Raw genomic sequence first — 23,855 nt, 5'->3', positions numbered from 1 at the left:
GGGTTCTCAATTCTTTCCATCGGTCCTGGCGGTAGCACCGTCCCGCTATTGGGGTGGTTGCTGCGGCGTCGTGGAGCCAGATCTCTCAGCCGCTCTGGATGGGTCGTAATTCATTTGTAACGGTAATAAACCGGTGATTCCAACCCGCGAAGTCACATTTCGTCCCAGTGCCGGCAGTGCCCATCTTCAAATTTCACAGCCTAATCCGTGTCCTGCCGAAGATGAGTTGCAAAGTTTTGCTTAATGTCGAGCAAACCGGCCTGCAATAAAATAAATAACGAAATTTCTGGGCAATGTGACGTAGTTGTCGAAGATTTTTTCATATTACGCGAGATTTGCGTTCAAATCGTTCGACTCGTTGTAATGGACACGTAACCATCCCGAGCGGCCGAGAGATCTGGCTCGTTGACGCCGCAGCAACCACCTTTGGAGTTTTGCTCTGCAGGCCGGTGCTACCGCCAGGACCGATGGAGATGAACATGACTCTTTCCTTTGCAGCGCCCGAGGCAGCTCCCGTTGTCTCAGCTTCAAGCGCCCTGGACGTGCAGTTCAGCAACGTGTCGCGGACCTTCACCACCAAGATGGAAAGCCGCACCGTCCTGGCCGATATCAACCTGCAAATTCCAGCAGGTCAAGTCGTGGCCATTCTTGGAGCCAGCGGTTGCGGAAAATCCACGCTGCTGCGTTCAGTATCGGGCTTGGACCACCCCACCACCGGCACCATCCGCACCGGCACCCGCGAGGTCACCGGCATCAACGAGTTATGCGCCGTTGCCTTCCAGGAGCCCCGGCTGCTGCCATGGCGCTCGGTTCGCCAGAACATTGCACTAGGCCTGGCACCGGAAACCGATAAGCGCGCCGGCAACTCGCTGATCGATGAGTTGATCGAGCTGACCGGTCTGAGCCATGCAGCCAGCTTGCGCCCACGAGAGATCTCCGGAGGCATGGCGCAGCGGGTTTCGCTGGCTCGCGCGCTGGCTCGGCGCCCGGGTGTATTGCTTCTTGATGAACCCTTCGGAGCCCTCGATGCGCTGACACGCTTGAAGATGCAGGATCTGCTGCTCTCGATTCACGCATCGTTCCCCACCACCGTTCTCATGGTGACCCATGATGTGGACGAGGCGTTGACTTTGGCTGACCGCGTGATTGTTCTGGGGCGAGGCGCTGGGCATAGTGCAGCGGGCGTCATCGAAGATCTGTCCATCTCAGCTGGGCATCCACGCCGGCATACCGATGAAAAGTTCGTTGCAGATCGTCTGCACCTATTGCGCCTGCTCGGCGTCGACCCAACCAACCATTAGTCCCGGGCACGCCGTGGGGCCCGAACCATTCGGCGGCCTCTCTGCCTTTCACCTACACCGCTTGCACGCACAATTCTAGGATTCTCCATGCTTTTGAACCGTCTCACCCGCCGCACTGCATTGTCCGCCGCCGCCTTGCTCGTTGGCGCAATTGCCCTGACCGGCTGTGCTGGCGAAAACGCTACAGCCTCCTCGGATGGTCAGACCCTGTCCATCGACTTTGCCACATACAACCCGCTGAGCCTGGTGCTCAAGGAAAAGGGATGGTTGGAAGCAGCCGCCAAGGAGCAGGGCGTAAATGTCGAATGGATCCAGTCCGCTGGTTCCAACAAGGCCAATGAAGCTCTTCGCGCCGACGCAATCGATGTTGGTTCCACAGCCGGTTCCGCTGCGCTCCTGAACCGTTCGAACGGTGCACCCATCAAGACCATCGCACTGTATTCGCAGCCGGAATGGGCGGCCCTGGTAGTGGATAGGGACTCAAAAATCGAGTCCGTTGAAGATCTCGCTGGCAAGACCGTGGCCGCTACAAAGGGCACCGACCCATACTTCTTCCTGCTGCAGGCGCTGGAATCCGCGGGCTTGAGTGAAGCTGACATCAAGCTGCAGAACCTCCAGCATGCCGATGGACGTACCGCCCTGGCCAACGGCTCGGTTGATGCCTGGAGCGGTTTGGATCCGATCATGGCCGCTGCCGAAAAAGACGGCGCGCAACTGGTTTACCGGAACTTGGATTTCAACACCTACGGTGCGCTGAACGCTCGCGAAGACTTCATTGAGCAGAGCCCCGAACTCGCCCAGCTCGTTGTCGATGCCTACGAAAAGGCTCGTGGCTGGGCAGCTGACAATCCCGAGGAAACCGCAGAAATCCTGGCCGACGTAGCAGGGCTCGAACCAGGAGTTGCTGCCACCGTCATTGAGGAACGCTCCAATCTGGACGTTCCGGCAGTTCCCGACGCCAAATTCACTGGAGTCCTGAGCAAGATTGCTCCCACGCTGGTCGCTAGCGGCGATGTCTCGGAGCAGGAATCCGTTGATGAAGCTCTGGAAACCCTCATCGATGACCAGTTTGCCGTCAAGGCAGACGCAACAAAGATCTCCGGAGAGTAACCAGCCATGAGTCCCACTAACGTGGCTGGAACCCGCGGAAGCCAAACACCTGCCAAGCAGAAGGCCAGCATGGCCGCAACGATCCTGCGTGCCCCGAAATGGCTGCTTGCGCTGGTCTTGCCGCTGACCACCCTGGCTGTGTGGCAATTTGTCACCGTTACCGGAATCGTTGCTCCGTGGACACTGCCAACTCCGGGTTCAGTGGTTTCTGCTGCCAGTGAGCTCTTCCAGGATGGCGAACTCGGAAAGCACATCGGCATCTCCACTCAGCGTGTTCTTCTCGGTTTCGCCTTCGGATCATTGCTGGGCTTGGCGCTGGGTGCGCTTGTCGGGCTGTCCAAACTGGCAGATGCATTTCTGGGACTGAGCATCAGCGCCCTGCGTGCAGTCCCTTCCTTGGCTTGGGTTCCGCTGCTGGTGCTCTGGATGAAAATGGGTGAAGATTCCAAGGTCACACTCGTGATCATTGGTGCCTTCTTCCCGGTCTTTACCACCGTCGCCTTGGCGTTGCGCCATGTCGATGCCCACCTGGTCGAAGCAGCCCGCGCCTTCGGGTTGAAGGGATTGAAGCTGCTGCGCACGGTCCAGCTGCCCGCAGTGGTCCCTTCGATCTTCTCCGGACTGCGTTTGGCACTAGCCCAAGCTTGGCTCTTCCTGGTCGCAGCCGAACTCCTCGGCGCGTCAATGGGCCTTGGCTTCTTGCTCACCGACTCGCAGAACAACGGCCGATTGGACCGCCTAATCATGACCATCGTGCTGCTGGCCGTCTTTGGAAAGATCACCGATGCCCTGCTGTCGATAGCAGAACGCTGGGCTATCAAGCGCTGGACCTGAAACCGGACCAGCTAGTACCCGCTGACAAAACTACCCCTCACCAAAGAAAGTTTGCGATGACCACCGAATTGGCAACAACCTCAACTCAAGTTTCAGAGGCAGCACGCCAGGAATTCTGGGACGAAGCGGCGAACCTCTTGGATTGGGACACCCCGTGGCACACCACCAGCCGCATCATTCCGGCCGATCCGGATGCCAAGCGCGGACCGGAAATTTCTTGGTACCTCGGCGGCAAGCTGAACGCCGCAGTGAACTGCGCCGACCGCCATGTAGCTGCGGGACGCGGCCAGAAGGTCGCACTGTATTTCGAAGGCGAGCCCGGTGACCGGGTAGCCGTCACCTACAAGAATTTGCAGGAGCGGGTCTCCCAGGCAGCCAACGCCTTGGAATCCCTGGGTGTGGTGAAGGGCGACCGCGTGGTCATTTACCTGCCGGTGCTCATTGAAACAATTGTCATCACCTTGGCTTGCGCCCGCATCGGCGCCATCCATTCGCTGGTCTTCGGCGGGTTCTCCGCCGAAGCGCTGAGGTTCCGCGTGGAGGACACCAAGGCAAAGGTCCTGGTCACCACCGACGGCCAGTTCCGCCGTGGCACTTCGGTTCCGGTCAAAGGCAACGCCGATGCGGCCGTTGCCGGCGAGAACGAAATCGAAAAGGTCCTGGTTATCCGCCGCACCGGCGACGAAATCCCGTGGACCGAAGGCCGCGACATCTGGTGGCATGAGGTGGTTGATACCCAATCCACCGAGCACCACGCGCAGGCATTCGATGCGGAGACGCCGCTGTTCATCATGTACACCTCGGGGACCACCGGCCAGCCGAAGGGCTTGGTTCACACCACCGGCGGGTACCTGACGCAGGCGGCCGCCAGCTACAACCTGCTGTTCGCCAACCCGGACGAGTCCCAGCGCGCCAAGGACGTGCACTGGTGCACCGCCGACCTCGCCTGGGTCACCGCGCATACCTACGAGATCTATGGCCCGTTGGCCAATGGCGTCACCCAGGTAATCTACGAGGGCGTCCCCAACGCCCCGCACCCGGGCCGCCACTTCGAGGTCATTGAACGCTACAAGGTCACCAGCTACTACACCGCTCCCACCTTGGTCCGCTCGTTGATGGGCTGGTTCCCGGACGGCATCCCCGCTCAATACGATCTCTCCTCGGTGAAGATCGGCGGCACTGTGGGTGAAGCCGTCAATCCCGAGGCATGGAAATGGTTCCGCCAGCAGATCGGCCGGGACAGCGAAGCAGGACTGCCGATGGTTGACACCTGGTGGCAGTCCGAATCCGGCGCGACCGTGCTTTCCCCCCTGCCGACCGATGGACATTTCAAGCCAGGCTGCGCCGCACGCGCGCTGCCGGGCATCTCGGTGGACATTGTCGACGATGGCGGCCTGAGCGTGCCGGCCAACCAGCAGGGCAATATTGTCATCACGCGCACTGGCCCGTCGATGGCCCGTACCGTATGGGGCAACCCGACGCGCTACTACACCAGCTACTGGGAACAATACGTAGAGCAGGGCTGGTTCTTGGCTGGCGACGGTGCCCGCTTCGATGAGGACGGCGATATCTACATCCTGGGCCGCACCGACGACGTGATCAATATTTCCGGCCATCGGCTTTCCACCATTGAAATCGAATCGGCATTGGTCACCCACCCCGGCGTGGTGGAAGCCGGCGTCTGCCCCACCCCGGATTCCAAGACCGGACACGCTGCAACCGCCTTCGTGGTACCGCTGGACAAGACCCTGGTTGCCGAGTCGCCTGACGAGCAGCTCGTTGCACGGCAGGCCGAGTTCATTGCTGAACTCCGTGATACCGTCGCGGTGCAGATCGGCCCGATTGCCAAGCCGCGGGAAATCGTCTTGGTTCCAGATGTGCCCAAGACCCGTTCGGGCAAGATCATGCGCCGCCTGCTCACCCAGCTGTTCGAGGGCACCACGCTCGGCGACACAACGAGCCTGCAGAATGAGCCGTGCATTCCGGAGATCAACGCGATCTGCCGCGCGCGCGGCTAATCGCTGCTCCCAAGCCCCTTGGGGACAAACAAATGAAGCTTCTTCCCCGGCTGGGGAAGAAGCTTCATTTGATTTGCCGGTTAGGAATCCCCGGCCGTTGGCTTCTGGCTCTGGCCATCGGCCGCGCTGCGCTTGCCGTCCTGCACCGGGTCAGCGGTGGCTTCGGTGGCGAAAAGCTTCACTTCGGAGGCCCTTCCCTCGGCCCTGACCAAAGGGATTTCGGTGGTCATCAAGCTGAACTGGCCACCCTCATGGCGGTCAACCGCCTGGCCCACGGACTGCTCCAGGACCTTTCGAGCCACCTTGCCGCGAAGCACCAGCGGATCCTTGCTCAGGTCCTTCCACAACGCCACGCAGAGCAGGAGCATCACAATCACGAATGGCAGCGCCGAAACAATAGTGATGTTCTTCAGCCCGGTCAATGCCTCCGCCGGATGATCGCCGCCAGCCAGCAGCATCACCGCGGCCACAGCGCCGGTGGCCACGCCCCAAAAGATCACGGCCTTCTTCGATGGCTCTTCAGCGCCGCGTTCGCTGAGCGCACCCATCACGATCGAGGCCGAGTCTGCGCCGGTCACGAAGAAGATCGCAATCAGCAGCACGGTGACGACCATCAGCACGGTAGCCATCCAGCCCGACAGCGGGAGGCTGCCAAGCATGTCGAAGAGGATCAAATCGAAGTTGATGTCTGGTGCGCCATCAACAATGCTGGCCAGCTTTTCCCCGGTTTCCCCGGCGCGTTCAGCGCGTTCCTGAATACCGATTGCGCCACCGCCGAAGATTGCAAACCAAATCAGGGTGACACTGGATGGAACGAGCAGCACGCCGGTGACGAACTGGCGAATAGTGCGGCCACGGGAAATGCGGGCGATGAACAAGCCTACGAATGGGCTCCAAGAGATCCACCATGCCCAGTAGAAGACAGTCCACGAGGACAGCCAATCAGACATTGCACCATCGCCGGCAGCCGTACGCGAAGCCATCTCCGGCAAGTCGCCGATGAAAGCGCCAATGGCATTGGGAATGACGTTCAGGATGAACAGAGTTGGGCCGCCAATGAAAACGATCAATGCGATGATCAATGCCAATACCATGTTGGTGTTGGACAACCACTGGATACCGCGCTCAATGCCGGAAACGGCAGAAGCGACAAACAATGCCGTCAGAATGCCAATGATGATAACCAGAACGCCGGAGCCGACCTTCTCCATCATCCCAGTGGCCTGGATGCCGCCGCCAATCTGCAATGCGCCCAGACCCAGCGAACAAGCCGAGCCGAAGAGGGTGGCGATGATGGCCAGGATATTGATGGTGCGCCCGCCCCAACCATGGATGGCGCGGTCGCCGAAGATCGAGCTGAACATGGCTGAGAACAGCTGGGGGCGTCCCAGCCGGAAGCTGCCGTAAGCCATGCCCAAGCCAACGATGGCGTACATGGCCCATGGGAATAAGGTCCAGTGGAAGAGCGTGGTGCCCATAGCGGTGCTCAATGCATCACTGGTGGAACCTTCCACCGTTCCCGGAGGAGGCGACATGTAGAAGTACAGCGGCTCGCCCACGCCGTAGAAGACCAAGCCGATGCCCATGCCGGTTGCGAACATCATCGAGATCCACGAGACCGTGGAGAACTTTGGCGTCTCGCCGTCCTTGCCCAGCGGGATGCGTCCAAAGTTCTTGGCCGCTACGACGATGGCGAAGACCGCGAAAACCGCGGCAGCAATGACAAAAAGCCAGCCAGTGTTGGTGATAACCCAGTCAAGGGCCGCGCTGGAGGCCTTGCCCAGCCCTTCGGGGCTAGCGAAACCCCAAATAATAAAGGCCAGCGCTAGAGCGCCGGCGATTCCGAATACCCAGTAATCCGTACCGGAAAGTGAGTACTTCTTAGGTCGTCTGTGACGAACTGAATGCAGTTCCTCAACGAGGTCGCCGATTGATTGATCCGTCTGCTTCATTGCGGTCTTCCTTCACTGGTGAGATCCCGCGGATAAGATCCGGGCGGAATCTGCCGAGCCATCGCCTCTCGAGTAAACGATCGCCATGCAGTGTGATTGATTGCGAATTGCTTTTCGGGTGTCGGTCCACTGTGTCTAAATCTCGCGTTGAAGCAGCCTGAAAGAAACAACTATTCTCCGCTAATATCCCGCGAATTATTCCTGCGAGTTGACTCGATTTAGCACGATTTTGACACGATGAATCCCAAAATGGGCCTTTTCCAGCATGGTCGACATCTCATCAAGGGTCAAATCAGATCCTTGATTTCTCGCCGTTTCCGGATCTTCAGCACCCCGGGATCACATTGTTTACGCTGGCAGTGCCATCCATGTGAGCTTCCTCGCCCCACAGGATTTTTCGCTCCCCGAACCCGTGGAATCATCAATTGGACCGCAATATTTCCCAAGATAAAACCACGCACTATTCGCTTTCTTATTTCGGGTGAAATGTCTGCGATTTCGTAATTTTCCTCCCCCAGAAGCACATCACGCTTGAACATGCACCATACGGAATACTTACTAATGAAGCATCGATTCAACCAGTCAGCTGGAGTCCACCCACTTTTAACGCGAAATACACTGGAACTTATCTTGACTGATTCAAAATAAGCAGGCATGCTGGGTACATGACATCACAGGCAGGGATCGAGCAGGTGCTGAAGGCGGCATCGATGCGGGTCACGCAACCGCGCGTTGCGGTACTTTCCGCCGTCGCGGCGCACCCGCACGCGGATACCGAAACCATCATTTCGGCTGTCCGTGAAGATCACCCCAATGTGTCGCACCAAGCTGTCTACGATTCACTCAGGCTATTCACGAAACTGGGTGTCATTCGGCAGATACAGCCACAGGGCCATACCGCCCGCTATGAAGCCCGCGTTGGCGACAATCACCACCATGTGGTGTGCCGCCAGTGCGGAACGCTGGCGGACGTCGACTGCGCTGTCGGCGGCGCCCCGTGCCTGCATGCTTCCAATGACCACGGGTTCAGCATTGATGAAGCCGAAGTGATCTATTGGGGCACCTGCCCGGATTGCCAGGCTGCGAACGCATAGTTGCTGTCTAAGTAAACCCCTAGATTTGCCATCGTCATCAGCGCAGCTGCTGTGCGATGGATAAAACCAGATAAACCCTAAACAATCCGGAAGGAAAGAGCACATGTCTGAGATGACTGCAGGTCAGTGCCCAGTAGTTGGCGGCGCGGGTCGAATTCACCCTACCCAGGGCAATGCCAACACCGAATGGTGGCCGAATAAGCTGAATCTGAGGATTCTGGCCAAGAACCAGCAGGTTTCCAACCCGCTGGACGAGAACTTCGACTACATTGAAGCCTTCAATGCCCTCGACTTGTCGGCAGTAAAAGCCGACCTGACCGAAATCATGACCCAGTCGCACGACTGGTGGCCAGCAGACTTCGGCCACTACGGCCCGTTCTTCATCCGCATGGCTTGGCACTCCGCAGGCACCTACCGCTCGCACGACGGCCGCGGCGGCGGCGGCGCAGGCCAGCAGCGCTTCGCTCCGCTGAACTCGTGGCCTGACAACGTTTCGCTGGACAAGGCTCGCCGCCTGCTGTGGCCAGTGAAGAAGAAGTACGGCCAGTCGATTTCCTGGGCCGACCTTATCCTGCTGGCTGGCAACGTGGCTCTGGAAGACATGGGCTTCGAGACCTTCGGTTTCGCCGGCGGCCGCAAGGACGTTTGGGAAGCAGATGACGATGTCTACTGGGGCCCGGAAAAGGTCTGGCTGGACAGCGAACGCTACACCGGCAAGCGAGACCTGGATGCTCCTCTGGCAGCAGTGCAGATGGGCCTGATCTACGTGAATCCTGAGGGTCCTGACGGAAATCCGGATCCGCTGGCCTCGGCCGTAGACATCCGCGAAACCTTCCGCCGCATGGGCATGAACGACGAGGAGACCGTCGCGCTGATCGCCGGTGGCCACACCTTCGGCAAGACCCACGGCGCGCATGCCGATGACAAGATCGGCCCGGATCCAGAAGCAGCTCCGCTTGAAATGCAGGGATTGGGCTGGAAGAACGGCCACGGCACCGGCAAGGGCGCGGACACCGTGTCCTCGGGTCTTGAAGTCACCTGGACCTACCACCCAACCCGCTGGGACAACGAGTTCTTCCACATCCTCTTCGCCTACGAATGGGAACTGTTCGAATCCCCAGCAGGCGCCAAGCAGTGGCGCCCGGTCAACAATGGCGGAGCCGGCTTGGTCCAGCCTGCATTCGAGACCTTGGAACACCGCGAGCCACGCATGCTTACCAGCGACCTGGCCCTGCGCTTCGACCCGGTCTACGGCCCGATCTCCAAGAACTTCAAGGAGAACCCAGACCAGTTCGCAGACGCCTTCGCCCGCGCATGGTTCAAGCTGACCCACCGCGACATGGGCCCGAAGTCCCGCTACTTCGGCCCAGAGGTTCCTGCTGAGGACCTGCTCTGGCAGGATCCACTGCCAGCAGCTCCGCAGACCACCTTGGGTGCAACTGAAGTTGCCGCACTTAAAGCCCTGATCAACGATTCGGGACTGACCGTCCAGCAGCTGGTATCCACGGCTTGGAAGGCCGCTTCGACCTTCCGCACCTCGGATAAGCGCGGCGGCGTTAACGGCGGCCGCATCCGCCTGGAACCACAGGTCTCCTGGAGCGTGAACCAGCCTGAGCAGCTCAAACCGGTAATTGCCAAGCTGGAAGAGATTGTTGACAACTTCAACGCCACTTCCGGGATCAAGGCTTCCTTCGCGGACGTCGTTGTCCTAGCCGGCAACGTCGGAGTCGAGCAGGCAGCCCTGGCAGCTGGCCAGCAGGTCGAGGTTCCATTCACCCCGGGCCGCGTAGACGCAACCCAGGAGCAAACCGACGTTGACCAGTTCGCATGGCTGGAACCAGTTTCCGACGGATTCCGCAACTACGACTCGGGCTTCGTCAAGCTGCCTAGCGAGTACTTGCTGATCGACCGCGCGAATCTGCTGGGCCTCTCGGCACCGGAAGCGACCGTACTGCTCGGTGGACTGCGCGTCATCGGCAATAACTGGGACGGCTCCAACTTGGGCGTCTTCACCGACACCCCAGGCGCGTTGACCAACGACTTCTTCGCGAACCTGCTGGAGCTGGGGTTGGAATGGACCCCATCCGCTGACGAGCAGACCTACACCACCACCGATGGCCGCTGGACCGGCAGCCGCGTGGATCTGGTGTTCGGTGCCAACTCCGAGCTGCGTGCACTGGCCGAGGTTTACGCTTCGGATGATGCCAAGGAGAAGTTCGTCAATGACTTCGCCTCCGCTTGGGCCAAGCTCATGGACGCAGATCGCTTCGAACTGCGCAGCAAGTAGCAGCTGCTGGGCCGCGAGCCCGTAGCAATTAGTGCTGGGCTGCTGCTTCCCGCAAGGGAGGCAGCAGCCCAGCACTTGTTTCATGCGGGAGCTGCCCGTCAGAACAGCGTCGCGGCGCCGCTGGCGAAGTCCGGGTTCTCCAGCTTCAGCAGCTCGGACTTGGCTTCCAAGCCTCCCAGGTAGCCGCCCAATGAACCATCGGTGCGCAGCACCCGATGGCAGGGCAGCACGATGGGAATCGGGTTGGTGGCGCAGGCTGAACCGACGGCCCGCACCGCCTTCGGCTTGCCGATCTGCTGCGCCAGCTGGGCGTAGCTCAGGGTATGCCCGTAATCGATATGACCCAGTTCCAGCTGCACCTGGCGGCGGAACTCGGTGGAGAGCTGCAAGTCCACCGGAAGATCGAAGCCATGCCGCTGGCCCGCGAAATACTCCTCCAGTTGCCGGGCGGCACCATCCAGGCTCGACTTGTCGCGCAGGATCCGCGGGCTGAGCCTTTCCGAGAGCACCTCCAGAATCCGGTCATGGCCTTCGGATTCAAAAGCGACCCGGACCAGCCCGGCATCGGTGCTGGCCAGCAGCAAGGCCCCCACGGGGCTATCGACCACGCGATAGGCAACATCAACAAGTTCCCGTGCACGGGCCCGCTCAACGAGCCGGCCCTGCAGCGAGTCGAGGATTTGCGCTTCAGCGGCCGTAGCCTGCTGCCGATAATTTATTCCGTTCATGGCTGCTCCCTCCATAGTTCTTGGTCATCCATCCGGGCCCGCAGATTCTTGATCCCATCGGCGCCCGAATGCCGGGCGGCAGCTTCGGTGCCGGAAAGGATTCCGGCAATTTGCGCGTAGCTCATTCCGCCCAGATAGCGGTAGGCCACCACCTGCCGCTGCTTGCCAGGAAGCTGGTTCACCTCATGCCACAGCTGCAGGTTCTCCAACTGCAGATCCGGCCGTTGGGCCGATGGGGCCAGGCTGTCCACGTCTTGGCCGATGAGGATTTCCGGCTTGTTCCTGCGCAACTCGTCAATGGCTTTGTTCCGGGCAATACGCACTAGCCATGCCAGGACATTGGCGTCTTCAGGCAATTGCGGGTACGCCTTGAGCGCGGCAAGGAACGTTTCGGACCAGGCGTCTTGCGCGCGATGCTCATCAAGCAGGGCACGGCAAACGCGCAGGACGTTCAGTCCATAGTCCTGGACTATCCGCTCGAACGGTGCTTGCATGGATCTCCTGGCATTTTGCGCCTTCATGGCTTCTCACCATGTAAACGTACGAGGAGACCATTTTGTGAGGCGTGAATGAAAAAAATTTCCTTCACGCAGAGACCCCATGGATTCCTAGAATGCCATCAGATCCAATTCGCTGGCGATCTGCTCAAGGCGGATCAAGTCCAAGTGGAGCATTTCGCCATTTTCCACGCCTTGGGGATCCGTGGTTCCGGCCAATGCGTCACGGATGGTGCGCATGGTGGCCCCATGGCTGACAATCATGACCTTGCGCCCGGCATGCCTGCTGGCCAAGTCCAGCAGCGCTGGCACCGCACGGCTCAAGATCTGGGCACGCGGCTCACGCAGGTCCTTGGCAGCAGCCGATTCCGCTTCGCTGACCTCGGCCATGATCCGGCCTTCCAGCGGGCCGAAGCCGCGTTCAATGAGTTCCGGAACAGCGTTCCCCGTCTCGGCCTCGATCTGCTGGGCAATCAGCGCGGCAGTTTCCCGGGCACGTTCCAAGGGCGAAGCAAGTACCAGCGACCAGTTCTGGCCGATGAGCTGGCGCCCGACCTCGCGAGCTTGTTCGCGCCCGGTATCGTTCAACGGGATATCGGTACGCCCCTGCAGGCGCCCTGCAAGGTTCCAATCGGTCTGCCCGTGTCGCACCAGTGCCAGCGAAGTATCCATGACTCCAGCCTAACCGGGGTAATAGGTATCGAAGAATCTCCGATAACAGCTCCAATACGCAACGTTACGACTCATAGTTGGGTCACGAACGGTCATGTTGCGAAGATTATTACACCATCCCGAGCGGCTGAGAGATCTGGTTCGATGACGCCGCAGCAACCTGCCACATCCGGTGGTTACGGTGCTACCGCCAGAAACGATGCAGCCGCCTACCCGTTGGACCACAGCAGGAAGCGACATTGATTCCGGGATTCCTGCCTCGATCGCGGCCCGCCCTGCGGTGCCCGCGAAACCCCAATCGACAAGGAGTCGTAAGCCACCATGGCAGATCACAAGTTTGGATTCCGCACCCGAGCATTGCATGCCGGAGGCACCCCCGATGCCGAGCATGGCTCACGCGCAGTGCCGATTTACCAGACCACTTCGTTCGTCTTCAAGGACGCTGACGATGCGGCCAACCTCTTTGCCCTGCAGAAGTACGGCAACATCTACTCGCGTATCGGCAACCCGACCGTAGCGGCTTTCGAAGAGCGCATGGCTTCGCTGGAAGGCGGCATCGGAGCGGTAGCCACCGGCTCGGGCATGGCCGCGGAATTCGTCACCTTCGCGGCCTTGGCCCAGGCAGGCGACCACATTGTGGCTTCCTCGAAGCTCTATGGCGGCACCATCACCCAGCTCGATGTCTCGCTGCGCCGCTTCGGCATCAACACCACTTTCATCGACTCCAATGATCCCGCCGACTTCGAAGCGGCGATCCAGGAAAACACCAAGGCCGTCTACACCGAGGTGGTGGCCAACCCGTCCGGCGACATCGCTGACCTGAAGGGCCTGGCCGAGGTGGCGCACCGCCACGATCTCCCGCTGGTAGTCGATTCGACGCTCACTCCCCCGTACATCCTGCGCCCTATCGAGCACGGCGCGGATATCGTGATCCACTCGGCCACCAAGTTCATCGGCGGGCACGGCACCACCCTGGGCGGCGTGGTCATCGAGTCGGGCAAGTTCAACTGGGGCAATGGCAAGTTCCCCACCATGACCGAACCGGTTGCCAGCTACGGCAACGTCTCCTGGTGGGACAACTTCGGCGAGTACGGCTTCCTGACCAAGCTGCGCAGCGAGCAGCTGCGCGACTTCGGACCGGCTCTGCCGGCCCAGTCCGCATTCCAGCTGCTGCAGGGCCTGGAGACCTTGCCGCAGCGCATGGACAACCACCTGTCCAACGCGAAGCAGGTCGCTGCCTGGTTGCAGGCCGATGAGCGCGTGACCTACGTGAACTATGCCGGCCTGGAATCCCACCCGCAGCACGCGCAGGCCAAGGAGCTGCTGCCCATGGGCGTCGGCTCGGTCTTCAGCTTCGGGGTGAAGGGCGGGCGCGAAGCCGGCTCGAAGTTCATCGAAGCCCTGCAGTTGGCCAGCCACCTGGCCAACATCGGCGATGCCCGCACCCTGGTGCTGCACCCGGCCTCCACCACCCACCAGCAACTGAGCGCCGAGCAGCTGGTCTCCGCTGGCGTGCCAGAAGATTTGATCCGCCTGTCGGTAGGACTGGAAGATGTCGAGGACATCCTCTGGGATCTGGACCAGGCGCTGGCCGCTTCGCAGGAAGCGATTGCCGGTTCCGCCGCAGGGTTCGAGGCACCGGCCTACGACGGTTCCGCCTGCGCATTGCCAACCGCTTCGAAGGGAGCAATCTAATGACTGCCGTTGATACCGCTTGGGAAGGCCCGGGAGCCGCACAGCGCCTGGAGATCCTGCGTGACACCAAGTCCATCGCCATTGTCGGCGCCTCGAACAAGCCATCGCGCGCCAGCTATTTTGTGGCTACCTACCTGCTCTCCTCCTCCAAGTACAAGGTGTATTTCATCAACCCGGTAATCGATGAGATCCTGGGCCAGCCGGTGTACAAGTCGCTGGCCGATCTGCCGGAGACCCCGGATCTGGTGGAGGTTTTCCGCAAGCACGATGACCTGCCTACCGTGTTGGACGAGGCCCTGGCCGTAGGCGCGAAGACCCTGTGGCTGCAGCTGGGATCCTGGCACGAGGAAGTGGCCCGGCGCGCCGAGGCCGCGGGCATGAATGTGGTCATGGACCGCTGCGTGAAGATCGAGCACGCCCGCTTCCACGGCGGCCTGCGCCTGGCTGGATTCAATACCGGCGTCATTTCCTCCAAGCGCCAGGTACTTGCCTAGGGAGTCCAAGATTCCAGGAAATGGGTGCATGCAACATTGCGTTGCATGCACCCATTTTTCTGCGGCAATTCCCCGGAAATGGCCGGTTTGGTCAACGACGCTGAACTTTTGCACGGAGCATTCCGAAGGAAGAACAAGACCTCTGCCGAACCATGGTCGACGCAATTGGCCCACGGCATGCCGTGGGTGTGGCCCCGAAGTGCCCGACGCGTTCAATCACAGATCGAAAAATCTGCAAACCACAGCACTGCAACGCAAGGCCAAACGACCCAAACCCTAAAACAGGCAGAGAGAATCGATTTTGATTCGCTACGAGCGCGAACGAAAGAAGAAAAATCCCGCCCGCACTGCTATATGAAAACTCAATTCCCCTGGCCCGAGAACATTCCAGCATCTCGCAATAGCATTGCGCCTGAGCTGGTCAAGTTTTTGGGACACGAACTTTGATCTTTTTGTACATTTCCTCAAGCCGTCAAAGCTAGAGGATCCCTTTCCTGATATGAGTCCAGAACCGCCTGGGGCTAACTCCGCCATTTGCCGTATACGGGCGCTTCCGGTTGTACCAAACCGCGATGCACTCCTTCACTGCGGCACACGCAGCCACCCTGCTGCTGAAGAACCTGTGGTGGAACATTTCCTTCTTGGTCGTCCAGAAGGCTGACTCGGCGACGGAATTATCCCAGGGACACCCCGGCGCGTCCCGTCGACTACCGCACCCTGTGCGCAGCACACCACCTCTGGAACGCGCCGAGGTACATTGGGGCCTCGGTCTGAATGGAACACACTACCAAACTGGATGAACGCCTGCGACGCAGCAAGCCCCCTCGAGTCAATGGCCAACTACGTTTACATGTTCTTACCCATTGACCAGCCCACGATCTGTCGCGAATTCAAATCGATCACCGTCGCCAAATACAACCAGCCTTCACCGGCGCGCAGGCAGGCAATATCGCCTAACAGTTTCGCCGCAAGCCGCGAGGAGCGGAAGTCAGGAATGCCGAGATTGTCGACCCTATGGTTTTCTATACGCACCGTCCGGGATTGGCGCTCACGCACGGTCGTGGTTTTGAAGGCGCTCATCCGCCTGGCCCGGATTCTCAGCTCTTTCATGAGCGACATCACCGTGGATGTCGAGATGTCTTCCTCATGGTTTTTGCGGATCAAATCCACTAATTGTCCGCCACCGGCGACCTGGTTGGACGCCTCACACTCGTCCTGGAGCAGTTTCGTGCGGTGTGCTCGCAGGACTTAGGCTTCGCTCAGCTCTTGGCAGGCGTTCAGACATCGGTAGTGACTGCCCCTGGAATTCTGGGTTTCCTGCCCATCCAGTTCACTGGATACTCGCCTATGTGGGCTTCGATGAAGTCTAAGACCGCGCTTACTCCTTACTGTTCGAGGCGCGATAGGCACCGACAACTTTTATGAAGCCGTTCTCCCGTTTCACCTTCAACAGTTCTTTGCGCAGGTTCTCGTTGTGGACCGTTTCACTGGGCCGTGTTCTTCGGTTTCCGCTATGGGACGCTCGGCGCGGTCGGCGCGGGATTCTGAGCGCTCATTGACCTCTATTTGAAATAAGAGCGCCATAGGTACGTCTAGTACTGTTTAATGCATTTAAGAGTTTTTTAAATTTACGACATCGAAAGGCTTTGGATGTCGCGCTCACAATCAATTACCCTGCGTCCATTTCGCAGCGCAGACACCGAATTCTTTGCCAGCATGGCCTCGGATGAACGTGTAGCTCGTTTTATTGGGTATGGGGAGCCATGGGACCGGCAAACCATCAACGCCTGCGTTAAGCAATCCCTCCAACATGAACCACTCGACACTGTGGGGGGCTCTCGATGGTTCCTAGCTACTGAAGCAAATGCAGCAGTGGGCCTCGTGTTTTGCACCCGGCAGGAAAGTTGCGTGGAGGTCGGTTACTGGGTATCTCCAGATCAATGGGGGCGAGGAGTTGGTGGAGCCGTGCTCGATAGCACCCTGATTTCAATTCCCAAGATATACGGAATTACGAAATTCAGTGCCCGCGTAGCTCCGGCTAACACTGCTTCAACCCGACTGCTCACCAGTCGAGGATTCAGACTGGAAAAACGTGATGACATGCTTGAGTACTACACACTGGAATAGCCTTCTGTGGGTAACCGAACGCAGCCTAGATTCCTGATTGAACCAGTTGGGGGTGAAATGTATTTGGTTTAGTAGCCGATCCGTAGAATTTTGGCACGCGATTATTGAACCGTTCTTCAAGGGGTTCGGTAGATCTAACATGAAACCTGCTATGTCATGCCGAATACTTTCTATACTGCAAATATGACTTCCCCTCCTACCTCGACCATCGGGCTTGGTACTTGGTCCCGTGAACCAGGTACTGCTCTAGTGCAAGCAACTGCCTTGCCTAGCGATGCGACCTCATCATTTGTGATTCTGAGCGAAACGCACACCATTGATGTCTCTACGGAGTGGGAGCCTCATTCGCACCTGGCCCATGAGCTCTTATGGACCCAAGATGGGACACTCACCGCTCGAATCGAAGGACAGATTTTTACGGTCTCCGAGGGTCATGGTCTGTGGATTCCGTCCGGAGCGCTGCACGGTGGACGCCTGACCGCAAATGTAGAACTTTTCAGCGCGTTCTTTTCCCCTGAACGAACCACCACCCCATTCAGTACCCCTACAGTGATCGACATGAAACCGTTGCTTAAGTCGTTGCTGGTCCATTTATCCAGTCGGGAACTGAGCCAAGAAGCCAGAGCGCGTGCGGAGGCTGTAGTTTTCGACGTACTCAAACCATCAGCTCATCAGCTAGCGCTGCGCTTGCCCGATGACCCTCGTATCCATGGCATTGCCAACCGTTTACTAGCCAACCCTGCGGATAACCGATCTCTCGAGCGATGGGCGGTAGATGCTGGAATCAGCTCACGAACCATCACGCGAGTCTTCCGCGAAGCAACCGGCTTATCCTTTGCCCAGTGGCGTCAAGCGGTGAAAATTCATCGCGCCCTGGAGCTGCTCACCAACGGTGAAGGCGTCCAAGACATCTCTGAAATGCTGGGCTACGCGCAGCCGAGTACTTTTATCGACGCTTTTCGACGCACCTTGGGCTCCACACCTGGCACATTCGCCTTAGCAAATGTGAATAGGTGACCGAAAAGCCGGATGCACTGTCAGAAATCATCGATTGCTGACATCGATTAGTTAACTTAGACTTACCTAAGTGAAAATACCTATTCAAATCGGACGTATTCAATCCGTTCCTTACGCATGCTAGACGTGGCGTCCGGAGCAGCATCCGCCGCAGCCGGAACGATGCTCGCCCACGAGGTAGTACTGCGCTACGGCAAAAGCACTGTAGTGGACGGTGCTTCCATCCGTTTATCCCCGGGTGAAGTCACCGCACTCATTGGACCCAATGGCAGCGGGAAATCCACACTTCTCCGTTCCATGGCAAGGTTGCATGAGCGCGCCGCGGGGGTGATCACGCTCTCCAATTCTCACGGGGAGGCCCGCGAAATTAGCACGCTGAATGGACGAACATTCGCCCACGAAGTTACGCTCTTCGCGCAGTCCCACGCCACCCCGGAAGGGTTAGCCGTGGCAGATATCGTCGCCTTCGGTCGCCATCCATATCGGCGCGGTTTCTCGGGGCTATCCGATGCGGATCATGCGGCGATTGCCTCGGCCATGGAACTGACTGGCACTACCTCGATGTCCCGGAAGGCAGCTGGGGAACTATCCGGTGGAGAACTTCAACGTGTCTGGTTGGCCGTGTGCTTGGCACAGCAAACCAATGTGGTGCTTCTCGACGAGCCGACCAATCACCTCGACTTGAGATATCAGGTCGAGACCCTAGATCTGGTCCATGATCTGGCCCGTCAAGATCGGCTAGCCATCGGCATCGTCCTGCATGACCTGAATCAAGCCGCCGCGTTGGCTGATCGGCTGGTGCTGATGAAACACGGCCGGGTATACGTCTCAGGAACCCCCGCTGAGGTCCTCACAGCAGATAACCTCTCGGAGGTCTATGAGATCCCTGTGCAGGTCCTCTCTGATAAGCAGAATGGATTGTTGCGCATCGAACCGGTTAGCCGCCACCGGATGAGCTGACCACTTTCTTTCTACCACCGAAACATATAATTACAAGGGAAAACCTATGCCTACACTCGCTCGAAATGCAGTCACTTCAGCGGCCGCTCTAGCACTGTTGTTCTCAGCCACCGCTTGCGGTACCACGGACATTAGCAGCGCTGGTGCCGAACGGAGCCCCGCTGCCGCATCCGCAAGTTGCGCGAATGACACCACCGCCACTAGCACAGATCCGGTATCTATGACCGATGATCTGGATCGCACACTTGAATTGGATAAACCAGCCGAGCGTGTGGTGGTGCTCGAATGGCAGGAAATTGAAGATGTACTGACCTTGTGCGTCACTCCGGTGGGCGTCGCTTCCCCAGATGGATATAGCACCTACGTCACTGCAGAGGAGCTGCCTGAGGGTGTCGCTTCGGTGGGTGAACGTGGCGAGCCAGATCTGGATTCGATCTACGCGCTGGACCCCGACTTAATCATCGTGGACGCTTTTAGTGAAGAAGACCCCGTGCTGTCGCAGCTTGATAAGGGCGACGTTCCCGTATTGGCGGTCAAGGGCAACGATTCTGCGGATCCCATCGGCAACATGAAAAATGTCTTCTCACAGGTCGCCGAAGCCACCGGCCGCACCGAGCGTGCTGCCTTAGTGCTCAACGAATTCGACGCCCACTTGGCGCAGAAAAAACAGGAAGTCTCCGAGGTGAAGTTGGAAACCACCGACTTCCTCTTCTTCGACGGTTGGGTTGACGGCTCCAACCTGACGATTCGCCCATACACTGATGGGGCTCTGTTCACAGAGCTTGGCAAGGAACTGGGCCTGAGCCCAGCTTGGAACGATGACATCAACAAGTCCTTCGGATCCGGCGGCGTGAACAAAGAATACGGGCTGGCCCAGACGGACATAGAAGGCCTAGCGGGCGTTGGCGACGTCAACCTGTTCTACTCCAACGACGCAGGCACCGGGTGGACCACCGAGCTGGAATCCAGCGAGATCTGGAACAACTTGACCGCAGTCAAGGAAGGCCGGACCTTCCAGTTCCCAAACATCTGGGGTGCCGGCGGGCCGAAATCCACCAGTCAAGCGGTAGATGCCTTCACCGATGCACTAACCTCCGCATCGGAAGCCAAGTAGCGTACAACTGAAATGAAAACCGCTGAAAAATCAGCAGAGCGACACATCGTGGACAGCGGGGTCGGCATCCAAATGACCGGCCTTGGTTATTCCCCCGCGCCGGTCACCGGTACCCGTCTCGCCACTGGCCTAGGTCTGCTAGCCGCCTTAGCGGCAGCGGTACTGCTGGTGGGTGCTTGGCACCTCACCCAGGGGACCTCCGGTATTGGTTTGGGTGAACTGCTACGCGCACTCACCGGAGATGACACCCGTATCGGAGGGGTGGGAGCCGCCGAGATCTTCACCGGCTCCCGGCTACCGCGCCTCTGTGCGGGTGCCGCCGTTGGTCTGGCTTTGGGGGTAGCAGGTTCACTGCTCCAATCCGTCACCCGCAACCCGCTGGCCTCGCCGGACACATTGGCTGTCACCTCAGGTGCATTCTTCGCGTTGAGCGTGGCTGCTGCCTTGGGAATAAGCATGTCCACGCTGGCTTCCAGCACTCTCGCATTCGCTGGCGGGCTGCTCGCCGCCGGGATCGTATTGGCTATCTCTGGGCGCAGCGCGGGAACCGCCACCACCCGGTTGATCCTCGCTGGCTCAGCCATCGCCATGGCGTTGGAAGCAGGCAGCGGAATCATCTTGCTGCTGTTCAAGGAAAATACGACTGGACTGTATGCCTGGGGTTCAGGGTCGCTGGCCCAACTAAATCTCGATGCATTCTTGCGCAGTCTGCCAGTGATCTTGGTGGTGCTGGCCATCTGCCTCTTGCTCTCTCGCCGACTGGATGTCCTGTCCTTGGGTGATGAAAACGCTGCGGTGCTCGGCATCCCGGTGCGCTCAACCCACACTCTGGCCGTCCTGTGTGCTGTGCTGCTCACCGGCGTTTCCGTTTCGCTGTCCGGCCCGATTGCTTTTGTAGGGCTTGGCGCCCCCGTGCTCGCCCGACTGCTGTCGCGCCGCCTGGTAGTGTTGCGCCGTCAACTGTTCTTGCTCCCCGCCACCGGCCTGATTGGTGCGCTACTGATCCTGCTGGCCGATGTTTCGCTTCGTGCCTCGCTCGGTGCGCAAGGTGCGGCTTCCATTCCTACTGGAGTTCCCACCGCGATCCTGGGCGGCGTGCTGATCATCATCTTGGCAATGCGACTGCCCGAAGCTTCCAGCTCCCGCAACCCGTTACAGGTAGCAAGCAAATTGCGTAGCAACCGCCGATTCATTCTCACCATGACGCTGGGATTCAGTTTGCTGTTGGGAGCGGTGATTCTAGGCCTTTTGGCCGGGAGCATGTTACTCAAGCTGGGAGATCTCGCCTTGTGGTTCCAGGATGATGCGCCCAAGCTCATTGCCCGCGCCTTCTCCGAACGTGCACCACGGACCAGCGCGGCGCTGGGTGCCGGAGCCGCCTTGGGACTGGCTGGTTGCTTGGTGCAGGGCGCCGTGCGCAACCCATTGGCCGAGCCCGGAATCCTGGGTATTACCGCGGGGGCAGGGCTGGGCGCGGCTGTAGTGGTCACCGCCTTTGGCGGTTCCCGCTCGCTACTGGTGATTTTTGCGGTGATTGCCGGGCTCGCGACCTTCGCTGCCATCACCGCCCTAGCCTGGCGTCGAGGATTCTCCCCTGAACGTTTTGTGCTAATCGGCATCGGTGCAGGCTACACGCTCTCTGCGGTCACCACCTACCTGCTGCTGAGCATTAATTCGTGGGAAACTCCGCGCATCTACACCTGGCTGTCTGGCTCAACTTATGGACGTCAGTTCGCAGACGTGTTACCTGTTCTGACGGTGTTGGCATTAGCTCTTCCGGTCGTACTGCTCATGGGACGCAAACTGGACCTGCTAGCCATCGACGAAGACCTGCCCCGGGTGCTGGGCGTCAAGACCATTCGCATCCGATTAGTCTCATTGTCCATTGCCGCGCTGCTTGCGGCACTCAGCGTCGTGGCCGTAGGTGTGGTTGGCTTTGTCGGACTCATCGCCCCGCATCTGGCGCGGTCGTTGGTGGGTTCCCGCCATCACCGGGCGATCCCGGTGTCCATGGTTTTCGGAGCCTTGCTAGTTTGCCTGGCCGATACCTTGGGCCGTACCGCAATCGCGCCGGCACAGATTCCCGCCGGTCTGATCGTGTCGTTGCTCGGCTCCCCGTACTTCATTTGGCTTTTGTACCGATCACGCGGCTAGGTGTTAAGCGAGGATCCTAACCGACTCCGCCTCCACCCCACCTAATAGTAAGGAATCATGGCGAAACGCTCTGCCCGGCAAACGAGAATCCAGGCCTTTGACCCCGAGCAGCACCCGGCGCAACTACGGCATCTGGGTTCCATATCAGGTCCGTGGGAAAGTCTCATGGCAACGGTCAACGCTCGGCTGCTCACGATACAGTCATCAGATGCCACCATACTCGGTGCCGCATTGCTTACCGCCCGTTCGGCGACTGCATACGTGAAGATCTCTGGGGTTCTTGCCCGCGACACAGCTGCATATGAAGAGCTCGTCCGTGCGGTGCTGGACTATGCCAGGGAAAAAGATCTGGCCTGCGTGAAATGGGAAAGCTGGTCGGGAGAACCGTGGCTAGCAGACCTGGCTGAACAAATGGGTTTCCAGTCGTTGCCTGCTCCACGCTTCACCACGGATGCTTCGGTATCGATTCCAAAATTCGGCTATGTGCACTGGTCACATCCAGCCCGATATCTGCGTACCTCGCACTACCAGCAAAGCGAGAACTTCACCTGCGCGGCGGTTTCCGCGCTGGCCGCGCACGGGGAAACGATGAGCATTGCAACGATGGATCGCCTACGTACCGCCGAGTTGTTACTGTGGCGTCAAGCGACTAATTTCATGGCTTGCGAACCCGTGGGGCTCGGGCTGGCCATCGCTGAGCGCTGGCCAGCAAGCTCAGTTCAGGTGTCTTTGGATACCGATAAGCCAGTAATCGTCGACTATTATCCCGAGGTTGAACGTGGTTGGCGGGGCATCTTGCAGGCTGACTCGCGCCGCCGTGCAGAAGCTACGGGGTTGCCGGTGACCTCTATGCGTATGGAAATCTCACAGATTCACAAAGTATTAAGTCAGGGTGCCCGCGTCTTGTTGCTGGTGTCATTGCAGCAGATGCTCGGCTACGATGTTCCGCACTGGCTACTCTGCCATGGAACGGCTGGTTCCACGGAACGTCCCGTCATTCTCATCGAGGACTCTTGGGTTGATGTTAGTAGCGGGGAGAGCTGGGTGGATGCTACCTGCCTACCGATAGCTTTCCAGCAACTAGAAGCAATGTCTTGTCTCGAGTCAGATGGCTATCGAGCTGCGCTAATTCTGACTGAGAGTGCTCAGTAATCACCAATCAAGTTCGTCAATGACAAAAGAATTCGACACCCATCCAGAGACATATTGCAACTCCATGGTTGCGAGAAGTCTCGCCGGGCACCGCTCCCCAGCCGAGAATCCTTGAGAACTCACTAGTCCTAGAATCTCCCAACTATGTGCCGCAACTAATATCGTTGGATCATGCGGGCCCTATTAGTCGCGAGAGGCTTTTCAAGGACTCCATAACCAGTCTCTTCGGATCCCCTCGCGGATCAATCAAGGCTAAGGCCGCCGATCGCCAAGTCCAGGGCTTCCTCGTCATTTGATTCCGCTGCGATGACCACTGGATTCATCACGAGCTATTCGGTGCTCTGGTAGGCCGGCCCGAATTCGATACAGCCCTCGACGCGATACTTCCCCGATGCTACTTCGGTGATCACGAACTTGGTTTGGGAGGAACGCTCGAACTAGATAACAATCGAACTCTCCGACGAAGTTCGCGAATACAACCTCGAGCTGCGGGCCTCTGGCTTCGACGGCAGTGACGCCGATCCGAGATTGCCGGTGGGCCCCATGGTTTTCACTGTCATGGTAAATTCGACCCCAATGCAACTAGGAAGCCTGCAAGAACGCACTAACGAATCCATCGCCAAATGCCAATCCAACGGAAAGACTTTAA

At 58.9% G+C, this 23,855-nt stretch carries 19 protein-coding genes, 1 pseudogene and 3 riboswitches; of the genes and pseudogenes, 15 read left to right on the top strand and 5 right to left on the bottom strand.

All coding sequences use genetic code 11. The features are described 5' to 3' along the window. Nucleotides 1–13: 13 nt before the first annotated feature. A riboswitch (SAM riboswitch) is annotated at nucleotides 14–105 on the bottom strand. Nucleotides 106–372: 267 nt separating this feature from the next. Then, a riboswitch (SAM riboswitch) is annotated at nucleotides 373–474 on the top strand. Nucleotides 475–479: 5 nt separating this feature from the next. From ACWICV_RS15510 to acs, 4 genes are all read left to right on the top strand, one after another. Further along, a complete protein-coding gene (locus tag ACWICV_RS15510) occupies nucleotides 480–1,301 on the top strand; it encodes an ABC transporter ATP-binding protein (RefSeq protein ID WP_332595239.1) in 822 nt (273 codons plus the stop codon). An 87-nt stretch (nucleotides 1,302–1,388) separates the two neighbouring features. Further along, the gene (locus ACWICV_RS15505; RefSeq protein WP_454091300.1) at nucleotides 1,389–2,411 is read left to right on the top strand and encodes an aliphatic sulfonate ABC transporter substrate-binding protein; all 1,023 of its coding nucleotides are present in this window, start codon (nucleotides 1,389–1,391) and stop codon (nucleotides 2,409–2,411) included. A 69-nt stretch (nucleotides 2,412–2,480) separates the two neighbouring features. Beyond that, the gene (locus ACWICV_RS15500) at nucleotides 2,481–3,245 is read left to right on the top strand and encodes an ABC transporter permease (RefSeq protein ID WP_454091368.1); all 765 of its coding nucleotides are present in this window, start codon (nucleotides 2,481–2,483) and stop codon (nucleotides 3,243–3,245) included. A 56-nt stretch (nucleotides 3,246–3,301) separates the two neighbouring features. Further along, nucleotides 3,302–5,263 carry an acetate--CoA ligase gene (acs, locus tag ACWICV_RS15495; protein ID WP_388024593.1) on the top strand — a complete coding sequence of 654 codons (1,962 nt, stop codon included), beginning with the start codon at nucleotides 3,302–3,304 and terminating at the stop codon, nucleotides 5,261–5,263. 80 nt (nucleotides 5,264–5,343) lie between these two features. On the opposite strand, the gene ACWICV_RS15490 is transcribed toward acs, so the two are convergent. After that, on the bottom strand, nucleotides 5,344–7,215 hold the full coding sequence (locus tag ACWICV_RS15490; RefSeq protein WP_402473711.1) for a BCCT family transporter: 1,872 nt from the start codon (nucleotides 7,213–7,215) through the stop codon (nucleotides 5,344–5,346). Nucleotides 7,216–7,880: 665 nt separating this feature from the next. Between ACWICV_RS15490 and ACWICV_RS15485 the strand changes: the two genes are divergently transcribed. Continuing rightward, nucleotides 7,881–8,309, top strand: a complete 429-nt coding sequence (locus ACWICV_RS15485) for a Fur family transcriptional regulator (RefSeq protein WP_388024594.1) — start codon at nucleotides 7,881–7,883, stop codon at nucleotides 8,307–8,309. A 103-nt stretch (nucleotides 8,310–8,412) separates the two neighbouring features. Further along, nucleotides 8,413–10,596 (top strand): catalase/peroxidase HPI, encoded by a 2,184-nt coding sequence (katG, locus tag ACWICV_RS15480; RefSeq protein WP_105657950.1) that lies wholly within the window; start codon nucleotides 8,413–8,415, stop codon nucleotides 10,594–10,596. A 98-nt stretch (nucleotides 10,597–10,694) separates the two neighbouring features. On the opposite strand, the gene ACWICV_RS15475 is transcribed toward katG, so the two are convergent. The 3 genes from ACWICV_RS15475 to ACWICV_RS15465 all read right to left on the bottom strand — a co-directional run bounded on the left by ACWICV_RS15475 (nucleotide 10,695) and on the right by ACWICV_RS15465 (nucleotide 12,493). Then, nucleotides 10,695–11,324 (bottom strand): methylated-DNA--[protein]-cysteine S-methyltransferase, encoded by a 630-nt coding sequence (locus ACWICV_RS15475; protein ID WP_454091299.1) that lies wholly within the window; start codon nucleotides 11,322–11,324, stop codon nucleotides 10,695–10,697. After that, nucleotides 11,321–11,818 (bottom strand): RNA polymerase sigma factor, encoded by a 498-nt coding sequence (locus tag ACWICV_RS15470; protein WP_454091298.1) that lies wholly within the window; start codon nucleotides 11,816–11,818, stop codon nucleotides 11,321–11,323. The genes ACWICV_RS15475 and ACWICV_RS15470 overlap by 4 nt, the downstream gene beginning before the upstream one ends. A gap of 114 nt (nucleotides 11,819–11,932) precedes the next feature. Next, on the bottom strand, nucleotides 11,933–12,493 hold the full coding sequence (locus ACWICV_RS15465; RefSeq protein ID WP_454091297.1) for a histidine phosphatase family protein: 561 nt from the start codon (nucleotides 12,491–12,493) through the stop codon (nucleotides 11,933–11,935). A 111-nt stretch (nucleotides 12,494–12,604) separates the two neighbouring features. After that, nucleotides 12,605–12,699, top strand: a riboswitch (SAM riboswitch). 115 nt (nucleotides 12,700–12,814) lie between these two features. Here ACWICV_RS15465 and ACWICV_RS15460 point away from each other — a divergent pair. From ACWICV_RS15460 to ACWICV_RS15450, 3 genes are read left to right on the top strand one after another with little or no spacing between them, the layout of a single operon-like run. Continuing rightward, nucleotides 12,815–14,188: an O-acetylhomoserine aminocarboxypropyltransferase/cysteine synthase family protein gene (locus ACWICV_RS15460; protein WP_400291103.1), complete on the top strand. Its 1,374-nt coding sequence runs from the start codon at nucleotides 12,815–12,817 to the stop codon at nucleotides 14,186–14,188. Next, entirely contained in the window at nucleotides 14,188–14,682 is a 495-nt protein-coding gene (locus tag ACWICV_RS15455) for a CoA-binding protein (protein WP_454091296.1), read from the top strand. The genes ACWICV_RS15460 and ACWICV_RS15455 overlap by 1 nt, the downstream gene beginning before the upstream one ends. A gap of 45 nt (nucleotides 14,683–14,727) precedes the next feature. Continuing rightward, nucleotides 14,728–15,129, top strand: a complete 402-nt coding sequence (locus tag ACWICV_RS15450) for a hypothetical protein (RefSeq protein ID WP_454091295.1) — start codon at nucleotides 14,728–14,730, stop codon at nucleotides 15,127–15,129. Nucleotides 15,130–15,146: 17 nt separating this feature from the next. Here ACWICV_RS15450 and ACWICV_RS15445 read toward each other — a convergent pair. After that, nucleotides 15,147–16,221: pseudogene (locus ACWICV_RS15445) on the bottom strand (IS3 family transposase); the annotation flags it as partial. Nucleotides 16,222–16,332: 111 nt separating this feature from the next. Between ACWICV_RS15445 and ACWICV_RS15440 the strand changes: the two are divergent. The 6 genes from ACWICV_RS15440 (at nucleotide 16,333) to ACWICV_RS15415 (ending at nucleotide 23,206) form a co-directional block, all read left to right on the top strand. Beyond that, entirely contained in the window at nucleotides 16,333–16,809 is a 477-nt protein-coding gene (locus ACWICV_RS15440) for a GNAT family N-acetyltransferase (protein WP_105657939.1), read from the top strand. 183 nt (nucleotides 16,810–16,992) lie between these two features. Continuing rightward, nucleotides 16,993–17,826 carry a helix-turn-helix transcriptional regulator gene (locus ACWICV_RS15435; protein WP_402697485.1) on the top strand — a complete coding sequence of 278 codons (834 nt, stop codon included), beginning with the start codon at nucleotides 16,993–16,995 and terminating at the stop codon, nucleotides 17,824–17,826. Nucleotides 17,827–17,943: 117 nt separating this feature from the next. Further along, a complete protein-coding gene (locus ACWICV_RS15430; protein ID WP_105657938.1) occupies nucleotides 17,944–18,786 on the top strand; it encodes an ABC transporter ATP-binding protein in 843 nt (280 codons plus the stop codon). Between the two features lie 220 nt (nucleotides 18,787–19,006). Then, a complete protein-coding gene (locus tag ACWICV_RS15425; protein WP_454091294.1) occupies nucleotides 19,007–19,900 on the top strand; it encodes an ABC transporter substrate-binding protein in 894 nt (297 codons plus the stop codon). 12 nt (nucleotides 19,901–19,912) lie between these two features. Next, nucleotides 19,913–22,054, top strand: coding sequence for an iron ABC transporter permease (locus tag ACWICV_RS15420; protein ID WP_454091293.1), 2,142 nt, complete (start codon nucleotides 19,913–19,915; stop codon nucleotides 22,052–22,054). Between the two features lie 165 nt (nucleotides 22,055–22,219). Continuing rightward, nucleotides 22,220–23,206, top strand: a complete 987-nt coding sequence (locus ACWICV_RS15415; RefSeq protein WP_332595360.1) for a peptidase C39 family protein — start codon at nucleotides 22,220–22,222, stop codon at nucleotides 23,204–23,206. Nucleotides 23,207–23,855: the final 649 nt, after the last annotated feature.

This window comes from Glutamicibacter sp. NPDC055354, from assembly GCF_053644955.1.
This window is presented reverse-complemented; position numbering and strand designations above follow the sequence as displayed.

Coding starts and splice junctions, on each gene's coding strand:
- ACWICV_RS15460 (WP_400291103.1), top strand. CDS start 12,815: ATGGCAGATCACAAGTTTGGATTCCGCACCCGAGCATTGCATGCCGGA.
- ACWICV_RS15450 (WP_454091295.1), top strand. CDS start 14,728: ATGCACCCATTTTTCTGCGGCAATTCCCCGGAAATGGCCGGTTTGGTC.
- ACWICV_RS15505 (WP_454091300.1), top strand. CDS start 1,389: ATGCTTTTGAACCGTCTCACCCGCCGCACTGCATTGTCCGCCGCCGCC.
- ACWICV_RS15440 (WP_105657939.1), top strand. CDS start 16,333: ATGTCGCGCTCACAATCAATTACCCTGCGTCCATTTCGCAGCGCAGAC.
- ACWICV_RS15455 (WP_454091296.1), top strand. CDS start 14,188: ATGACTGCCGTTGATACCGCTTGGGAAGGCCCGGGAGCCGCACAGCGC.
- ACWICV_RS15420 (WP_454091293.1), top strand. CDS start 19,913: ATGAAAACCGCTGAAAAATCAGCAGAGCGACACATCGTGGACAGCGGG.
- katG (WP_105657950.1), top strand. CDS start 8,413: ATGTCTGAGATGACTGCAGGTCAGTGCCCAGTAGTTGGCGGCGCGGGT.
- ACWICV_RS15435 (WP_402697485.1), top strand. CDS start 16,993: ATGACTTCCCCTCCTACCTCGACCATCGGGCTTGGTACTTGGTCCCGT.
- ACWICV_RS15425 (WP_454091294.1), top strand. CDS start 19,007: ATGACCGATGATCTGGATCGCACACTTGAATTGGATAAACCAGCCGAG.
- acs (WP_388024593.1), top strand. CDS start 3,302: ATGACCACCGAATTGGCAACAACCTCAACTCAAGTTTCAGAGGCAGCA.
- ACWICV_RS15485 (WP_388024594.1), top strand. CDS start 7,881: ATGACATCACAGGCAGGGATCGAGCAGGTGCTGAAGGCGGCATCGATG.
- ACWICV_RS15475 (WP_454091299.1), bottom strand. CDS start 11,324: ATGAACGGAATAAATTATCGGCAGCAGGCTACGGCCGCTGAAGCGCAA.
- ACWICV_RS15490 (WP_402473711.1), bottom strand. CDS start 7,215: ATGAAGCAGACGGATCAATCAATCGGCGACCTCGTTGAGGAACTGCAT.
- ACWICV_RS15430 (WP_105657938.1), top strand. CDS start 17,944: ATGCTAGACGTGGCGTCCGGAGCAGCATCCGCCGCAGCCGGAACGATG.
- ACWICV_RS15415 (WP_332595360.1), top strand. CDS start 22,220: ATGGCAACGGTCAACGCTCGGCTGCTCACGATACAGTCATCAGATGCC.
- ACWICV_RS15465 (WP_454091297.1), bottom strand. CDS start 12,493: ATGGATACTTCGCTGGCACTGGTGCGACACGGGCAGACCGATTGGAAC.
- ACWICV_RS15510 (WP_332595239.1), top strand. CDS start 480: ATGACTCTTTCCTTTGCAGCGCCCGAGGCAGCTCCCGTTGTCTCAGCT.
- ACWICV_RS15500 (WP_454091368.1), top strand. CDS start 2,481: ATGGCCGCAACGATCCTGCGTGCCCCGAAATGGCTGCTTGCGCTGGTC.
- ACWICV_RS15470 (WP_454091298.1), bottom strand. CDS start 11,818: ATGCAAGCACCGTTCGAGCGGATAGTCCAGGACTATGGACTGAACGTC.